The organism is Planctomycetia bacterium, from assembly GCA_034440135.1.
GTDB lineage: Bacteria > Planctomycetota > Planctomycetia > Pirellulales > JALHLM01 > JALHLM01.
Map to the genome: position 1 here is coordinate 1 of JAWXBP010000037.1, position 7,894 is coordinate 7,894.

Below are 7,894 nucleotides of genomic sequence, written 5' to 3' on the forward strand. Positions count from 1 at the left end.
AACTCGAAGCGGGCGAAGGTATCACCGTTAAATCCAAGAAGGATTTCGTCGCTCGCGTGCGCGGAACGAAATGAAGATCGAGCTGACGCCAGCGGCTCTCGACGATCTGCGATCCATCCGGGTCTACACGCTGGAGCGCTGGGGCGCCGCGCGGGAAACCACTTACTTGGATCGGATGTGGGAGAAGTTCGGATCCATTCTCACGAACCCCGCTCCTTATCGCGGGCGCCCCGATCTCTTCCCCGGCTGCCAGATCGCCGCGGAGGGGAAGCATGTAATTCTTTTCCGCGTAAACAAATCCACCCTCCAAGTCGTGCGCGTCCTCCACAGCGCAATGGATTTTAAGCGGCACTTGCGTCCGTCGGCGTAAAGACGGGAGCCGATCCGAGGGGGCCAATCCTGATAGTCAGCACGTTTCGATTCACCGCGGGTGGTCATCTTGCCGCGGACGATTCCCCGGCCCTTGGTAAACGATAATTCCTCCCGAACGTGCAGTTGAGCGTCCCAGCCGGCGGCGACCAACGCCGGAGTGATGAACTTGGTGCAAGTTACCCGTTCGCTGAGCTTCCGTTTGTTCATTCAACGGAACTCCCGAGGTGGATGCCGATGCGCGGACGGTTCGAGGCGAGCGAGATTTGTAGCCGTGCGGCAGCTTCTGGGGACATGCTGGAGCAGCGGATAACGCCGGAAAGTTCTGTGCGAGGCAAGCTGCGCGTATAGGCGTGCAGTCCATCCTGAAATCCGTTCGTCCTGTCACCGTATTCCGGGATTCGATCTCCAACCGGACAGGATACACGATGACAGGATGGACGAAATCGTGCTCTCTACGATGGAGAAGATTGAGGGTTACGTTGCGGGCAACGCGAAAGAGGAAGGCGCGCGCACGCAATCGGGCGACCAGGCTTCGCCTTTCAGATTCGCAGATACGACTCCTGCACGACGTCGTCCACATCCGGACGCCTGGGAACGATCCGTGCAGATACGCACGCAGCGAGGAATCATGCCCTTCCTCGGTGAACCAGCGGGCCGGGTTGATCCCCGCCGGGTCTCCGAGGTGGGATGGAACGTTTACGACGAAAAAAGCAGTGGGTCAGTCATGGATCACCCCGGACCAGGAGCAACGTACCCCTAAATCCCACCGCGTTGCGTGCGAGATCAGAAGTTGAACGTGGCGGTGAGCGAAAGTTTCCGCGGCGCATGGTAGCGGAAGGTGTTGGGGACGTCGCCGCCGGCCGCGGCGTTGAAGGTGTAGGCGGTGTAGACGACATCCTCCTCGTCCAGCAGGTTTGCGACATTGAGCTGCAGGCGGGTGCGAACCTTGCCGAAACGAAGTTCGTAGCTCGTGTGGGCGGAAACGAGGGCGTAGGCGCTGGCGTAGCGGTAGTCGAACGGAGCGCCGTTGGCGTTGCCGATGACCTGTTTGCCGCGGAGGTTGGCACCGCCGCCGACGGAGAAGCCCTTGAGTCGGCCGTCGCGGAACGCGTACGTCGTGTAGATGTTCGCCGTGTACTTGACGGTACCGTTGAGCGTGCGGCCCTGGGTGTAGCCGTCGATGGTACTGTTGATGTCGTTGATGTTGGTCGCGATCCGCGCGGCATTGGGAAGCGCGGGATTGGCGGCTCCGGCCTGCCAAGTGGCCATGTGCGTGGCGACATAGGCGCGGAGGCCGGGACCGATGTCGGCCTGCTGGGTCTTTGGGATCGAGTAGTTGAGCATCAGGCGACAGCTGCGCGTGAGGTTGGCCGTGACGTCGAGTTCGATGACGTCGCCCCTGTAGGTTTCGAGGTCGCGGAAGGCGAGGATCGTGTCCTCGGGTCGTCCGAGGTCGTTCCAGATTTCGTTGATGTCGGCCTGGCGATCGCCGGCACGGGGACGCTCGGTCTGCTGCATGTCGTAGTAACCGAGGCTGCCGGAAAGCTTGCCGCCGAAGAACTCCATTTTGATGCCGAGATCGATGCCTTCGTTGGACGACGGTCCGATGGGGGAGCCGTCGATCTGGGCGGCGCCGCTGCCGGCCGCGTTGAAGGATTCGGAGAAGTTGGCGTAGAAGCCGATCCATGGCACGGGGAAGAAGACGGCGCCGGCGGACGACGTGCCGACGCCGACTTTGCTCAGGTCGAAGGTACCCGGACCGTCCGTGGCACGCATGATGGACGAGCCGTCGGGATTGGCGGCGACGCGGCGGTGCTGCTTGCGTTCGTGAGTGTCGTACCGGTAGCCGAGGAGCACGGAGAGCTTGCCGTCGAGCAGCGAGGAGGCGGACGCGATCTGGTTGTACTGCAGCGACTGGTCCTCGTCGGCGGCGTTGGTGTCGGTATAACGCACGTCGGTGCCGTTGGAGACGAGGTTGTCGAACGTGGCGGGATTGCGGGGGCCGTCCCAGTATTGGCGGATCCGGACGACGTTGGTGGCGACAGTGGAGTTCGCGTTGACACCGTTCACCCGGCCGGCGGTCCAGACGTAGTTGTTGAACTCGTCGGTGCGGAAGCCGGAGACGACGCTCAGGCTCTGGCGCAGCCAACGGAACTGTTTCTTGTAAGCGAGGCTGAGACGCCAGTCGGAGAGTTCGTTCTCCTGGCTCTGCTTCTGCGGCTGCACGTCCGAGAACGCCTTGCCGAAGTTGGGATTTGGTGCGCCATTGGGCAGGACGGTGTTAACATCGATTCGATGCTGGTCCCAGACGCGCACGTTGGCACGGCGGGCTTGGTCCTGATGGTTGTAGGCGAGCTGGGCGACGATGCCGGCTTGCAAACGATGCTCCAAGTAGAACGTCCAGCTGCGGTAGTTGGTGTCGATATAGGCATCGGGCGGCTGGAGGCTGAATTCGCGGCTGGGAATCGACGGGTAACGATTGATCGCGGGCCGCCCATCCGGCAGGATGCGCAGGGCGGTGCCGGTGGACTGAAAGTGGCCGCGCAGGTTCAACAGCCCGAGCGACGCCTGGGCGGGATCGTAGACGAGGTAGTCGTCGTTGACGCCGGTGTTGAGGCGGGCGACGCCGGTGCCGGCCGTGGGCGGGGCAGTGACACCATTGTACACCGAGGTGCGGTTCCAGTTGGAACTCTGGTCGACGAAGGTCTGGGCAAACGAGATCCGTCGGTAGCGGCCGTCCTCGAACTCGCCGCGGACCTGCGTGTCCTTGGCCAGTCGATACGTTGCGGCGAGGTGGTAGCTGTCGCGCAGGGGTTCGTCGTAGTCCCTCCATCCCTTGAGCCGGTCGTGGACGGCGTTGACGCGGACGGCGAGCTTGTCGCCGGCGGGCACGTTGTAATGCATGCTGGCGCGATAGCCGCCGTAGGTGTCGGTGCGGAGCTGGACACTGCGCCGTGCCACGAACAGGGCCTGCTTGGTCCAGGTGGTGTTGACGCCGCCGGGGTTGCCGTCGCCAAAGAGGATGGAGTTGGGGCCGCGGGCGAACTCGAGCCGCTCGGTTTTTAACTGTCGCTCGAGACGTACCAGCGGAAGTAGTTCCGGCTGGGGAAACTGTTGCCGACGCCGCGGATGTTGGTGTTCTGCTCACCGAAGGTGGCGGTGTCGCCTACCGGGATGGAATTGGGCGCCCATTCCGCTGCGGAGGCGAAGTTGGTTGCGCCGATATCTTCAAGGAATTCGGCGGTCAGGATGCTGATGGCCGACGGCGTTTCCTTGAGTGGCGTCTCGATGCGGCCCCCGGCAAGGGCACTCGACGCGGTGTAGTCGACATCGCGGTCCGTGCTGACTTCGAAGGCGGCGAGCGTGATGGCCTTGTCGGATTCGGGAGTGCTGGGCGCCGGTGCGGCGGGTGTGGTTTGGGCGCCGGCGCGTGAAAGCGCGAGAACGACAGACAGCAGGCAAAGCCAGCGGGAGAGTCGGGCGGTTTGAAGGTAGTTCATTGGATCGGGGAAACGGGACGAAAGGAATTTGCCGATGAAAACGAGAGCAGGCATCCGGTCTGGGCGAAGGAAACGGGGAGCCGATGGATGCAGTGGCCGGCCGGGCCACGCGAATCAAAAGTGCTCTGGCGTCCGTTTCACGACGCACCGGGCTTCTTGGGGACATCGACGCCCGCGGCCCGCGATTGCGCGGCATGGAGGTTGGCCACCATGGCCTCGAGTTTCTGCCGCCAGCAGGCGAGCCATTAGCCTGACGACGAAGTCCTGGTTTTCGCAGCGGTAATCAGCAAAGTAGCGCGAAGGATGGCAGTGCGGGCGAGGCGGAGATAATTGGCAATTCGCGGAAGGACTCCCGAAGTATAATGCCACGTGCCGCTGGATCGCTCGAGCTTGCGAGACTCCGCCGCCACTGCCGAACTGCAGCATGCAACCGGCAGACCCCGTGGGATCGCGCCCCCCCGCGCTTTTAGGAGAGTCGGTGAGTTGTTCGGTTTCCGATTCGGCGGCAGCTTGAGGATGACGATGACTACGGACGCAGAATTGCTGGCGGGTTATGTGAGGGAGGGCTCCGACGCGGCTTTCCGGGAACTGGTGCAACGGCATCTGCCGATGGTCTACGGGGCTGCGTTGCGGCAGGTGGGCGGCGATGCGCATCTGGCGAAGGACGTAACGCAGACGGCGTTCGTGGCACTGGCAGGGAAGGCGCGGAAGCTGGAGGGGCGCGGGACTCTGGCGGGTTGGCTTTATCTCAGTGCGCACCACGCGGCGGCGCAGATGGTGCGGACGGAACGCCGGCGGAAAATACGCGAGGAGGCGCATGCGATGCAGGAACGACTGACGAACGGCGACACGACAGCGGAGTGGGAGCGAGTGCGACCGGCGATCGATGCGGCATTGCGCGAGCTCGGCGAGATAGACCGTGAGGCGGTGCTGCTGCGGTTCTTTGAGGGGCGGCCGTTTGCAGCGGTGGGGGCGTCGTTGAACGTGAGCGAGGATGCGGCGAGGATGCGCGTGGAGCGGGCGCTGGACAAACTACGTGGCGCGCTGGCACGCCATGGGATCACGTCGACGGCGGCGGCGCTGGGGGCCGTGCTCACGAGTCATGCGAGCGTGGTCGCGCCGGCAGCGCTGGTCGCGGAGATCGCCAGTGCGGCGGCACTGGGTGGGGCGGGGGTGGTGGTGAGTGCGACGATTTTTATGAAAACCCTGATGATAGCGGTGTCGGCGGTGGCGGTCGTGGCAATCGGCGGCGCGCTGTATCAAGCGCAGCAGGCGCAGCGGGCAGCTACGGATGCGGCGCTGGCGGAGAAGCAGCGCGACGCAATGGTCGCAACCTTGAAAGCGGCGCAGGTGCGGGCGGAGGAGGCCGAGCGAAGAATGCGAGCGGTCGAGACGCGGGCGGTGGCGGAAAAGGCAAACGCGCCGGCTTCAAGCGGAACGCCCCCATCGCCATCGCGCGTGGCCTCGATCACTGCGGTTGCGGCTGACGGAACGTCCAAAGGAACCATCCACTACGCCGACACGCCGGAGGGCAGGCGTGCGATGATACGCCATGCGGTCGGGCAGACATTCGGTGCGTTTTTCCGAAAGATGGAGTGGGACGAAAGGCAGCAGGATCTTTTCAAGGAATTGTTCGCCGATCGAAAGGAATCTGAACGGAAAAAATTTCAGGGCGCGCAGACGGAAGGGAAGCGGTTGGGCAACGACGTGGCGAAGGCGATTTTCGAAGAAGCTTCGCGGGAGTTTGACGAGCGGCTGCAGCTGCAATTTGGCACGGGCGTGGTGGAGGCAAAGCGCGACTACGAGGCGAAAGGAGCGTTTCGGCACGTGGCGGAAGAAACGGTGAAGCGGGTTTTCTATTCCGACGCACCACTGACGCATCAGCAGGCAGATCGGCTGGCGGAGATCATGGCGTTGAACTCGCGACGGACGGATGGGAAATTCGATATCGATGCGATGGATCGCAACAGCGTGTTCGCGCAAGCTCAGGGGATACTCTCGCCTGCACAGCTAGCCGCTTTCCGTGAGGTCGACGCGGAGCAGAGGCGACAGCGGGAACTGGAGCAGAGGGCGCAGTCGGAACGGAAGAACGTGGCGGCGCCGTCCAAGTGATGGCCGAGCAGACGGACATTCCGATAGGCGTGCACGCATCGTGTCGTCCGGCTTTTCAACTTCGGTGATTCAACGCGGCGCGGGCGGCGCGGGTCCAACCGATCAACGGCGGAAGCGATACCAGACCACGTTGCGGGACTCGCGACCAGCTAGCAAAATTTCCGGAGCACCGTCGCCATCGAGGTCCGCGGTCTTCAGGTCGTACGCTTGCTGCTGGTTGCCGGTGTCGATGTCGCGCGCCACAAACGAGCCGCGGCCATCATTCTCATACCAGCGAACAACGAATGCGGTGTAAGACGACGCGGCCACGTCGAGGTCGCCGTCGCCATCGAAGTCCGCCACGCCGAGCGCGTGCGGATTGGCGAGCGCGCTGTCGATCTCATGTTTCTGCCACGTTGGATTCTTGAACCAGAAAACGCCCTTGCCGTGGCCGCAGCTCGCGACGAGGTCCGGCTTGCCGTCGCCGTCCACGTCCGCCACTCGGACATTCGTGGCGCCTTTTTCGCGCGCAATGACGTGCTTGGTCCACGGTTCATCGGTCACTGCGCTGCGTTGCCACCAGGTGAAGGTGCCGGCCCCGGAATCGCCCAGGATGATGTCGCCGCGACCGTCCTGATCCACGTCGCCAACTTCCAGATAATGCGGCCGGCCATCGGCACCCGCGCGGGTAACGATCTCCCGGCTAAACGCGGATGCGCCGCGCGCCGGCGTGCGGAACCAGACGACGCTATTCGGAAAATGCGGACCGCTGATGCTGTCGGCGATCACATCGGGACGGCCATCGCCGTCGAGGTCGCCAATCGCGAGCCCGTGGATGCCGTTCAGCTCGCGGTCGATGACGTGCAGCGGCCACGGCGTATCCGTTTTTCCAGTATTCTCGAGCCAGGCGACACTGAAGTCCGGGCCTTGCGGCGGAGTGGCGGTCTTGCCGGCCGCCTGGGCGTTGCGAAATTCAATCCAGGGAATTTGATACCTACCGACCACGAGGTCGGTGTCACCGTCGTGATCCGCATCGAGCGCCACACAGTAGAGCATTTTCCCGTCCTTGGCATCGAACACGACGTGGGGCGTCCACTGGGGACTGAGCAGGGCGAAAACTTTGGTGACGCCCATCGCGATCAGATCCGGTTTGCCGTCACCGTTGGCGTCCAGGGCCGCGACGCTCCAGATCGATTCGGGCAGGGCGAAGGCGTGGCGCTCCCAAGTGCCGGATTTCGGCTCCGCGGCCGCACCGGCGAATCCAATCAACGCGACGCCCGAGGTGAGCGCCCGTCGGAGCGAGGAAGAGAGCGGGGAGTTCATGTTAGTTTTTCGAGTCAGTGATTTTCGCGCGAGCGTTCGCCGCTTCGTCCACCGCGGCCGCAAAATCAGCCCCGGTGAAATCGAGCTGGTAAATCATGCCTTCATACCCGACGAGATAAAGATTCCCGCGGCGGTCCCGACCGAATGAAGCAATGCTCTCGGGCGAGGTACCGATCTGTCGAACGGTTTCGAGCTGCCCGTCCCGCTGGGTCAGGCCGAAGATGCGTTTCGAGGTGTAGTCGCCAAAGACATACACGCCGTAAAGCGGGGAGTGCGCGTCGCCGCGATAAACGTACCCGCCCGTGACCGAGTTTCCGTAGTGGCGTTTGTAGGCGAGAACGGGCGCCACATAATCCTGCCCGGCAGCTCGGTGCTGATTTGAAAATGGCTCGTAGCCTTCGTAGACGTTCCAGCCGTGGTTCTCGCCGGGACGCACGATCGCGACTTCCTCGACGCGGTATTGGCCCACATCGCCGACCCAGAGATCGCCGTTCTGCGGGTCAAAGCTGAAGCGCCACGGCTCGCGGAAGCCCAGCGCCCAGATTTCGGGCCGCACCCCCGCACGGTTGCGAAACGGATTGTCGGAGGGAATCGCGTAGGGCAGGGCA

6 protein-coding genes are annotated in these 7,894 nt (G+C 63.4%); 2 read left to right on the forward strand and 4 right to left on the reverse strand.

All coding sequences use genetic code 11. The features are described 5' to 3' along the window. The first annotated feature begins 70 nt into the window (after positions 1 to 70). Positions 71 to 370 (forward strand): type II toxin-antitoxin system RelE/ParE family toxin, encoded by a 300-nt coding sequence (locus SGJ19_01840; protein MDZ4778978.1) that lies wholly within the window; start codon positions 71 to 73, stop codon positions 368 to 370. Between the two features lie 785 nt (positions 371 to 1,155). Here SGJ19_01840 and SGJ19_01845 read toward each other — a convergent pair. Beyond that, on the reverse strand, positions 1,156 to 3,333 hold the full coding sequence (locus tag SGJ19_01845) for a TonB-dependent receptor (GenBank protein ID MDZ4778979.1): 2,178 nt from the start codon (positions 3,331 to 3,333) through the stop codon (positions 1,156 to 1,158). Between the two features lie 101 nt (positions 3,334 to 3,434). Then, positions 3,435 to 3,926 (reverse strand): hypothetical protein, encoded by a 492-nt coding sequence (locus SGJ19_01850; protein ID MDZ4778980.1) that lies wholly within the window; start codon positions 3,924 to 3,926, stop codon positions 3,435 to 3,437. A 429-nt stretch (positions 3,927 to 4,355) separates the two neighbouring features. Between SGJ19_01850 and SGJ19_01855 the strand changes: the two genes are divergently transcribed. Continuing rightward, complete coding sequence (locus SGJ19_01855) at positions 4,356 to 5,984, forward strand: sigma-70 family RNA polymerase sigma factor (GenBank protein MDZ4778981.1); 1,629 nt, start codon at positions 4,356 to 4,358, stop codon at positions 5,982 to 5,984. 102 nt (positions 5,985 to 6,086) lie between these two features. Here the strand turns inward: SGJ19_01855 and SGJ19_01860 are convergent, their stop codons facing one another. Both SGJ19_01860 and SGJ19_01865 read right to left on the reverse strand, forming a co-directional pair. Then, positions 6,087 to 7,286 carry a VCBS repeat-containing protein gene (locus SGJ19_01860; GenBank protein MDZ4778982.1) on the reverse strand — a complete coding sequence of 400 codons (1,200 nt, stop codon included), beginning with the start codon at positions 7,284 to 7,286 and terminating at the stop codon, positions 6,087 to 6,089. Position 7,287: 1 nt separating this feature from the next. Next, on the reverse strand, positions 7,288 to 7,894 hold a 607-nt coding region (locus SGJ19_01865), incomplete at its 5' end, for a PQQ-dependent sugar dehydrogenase (GenBank protein ID MDZ4778983.1).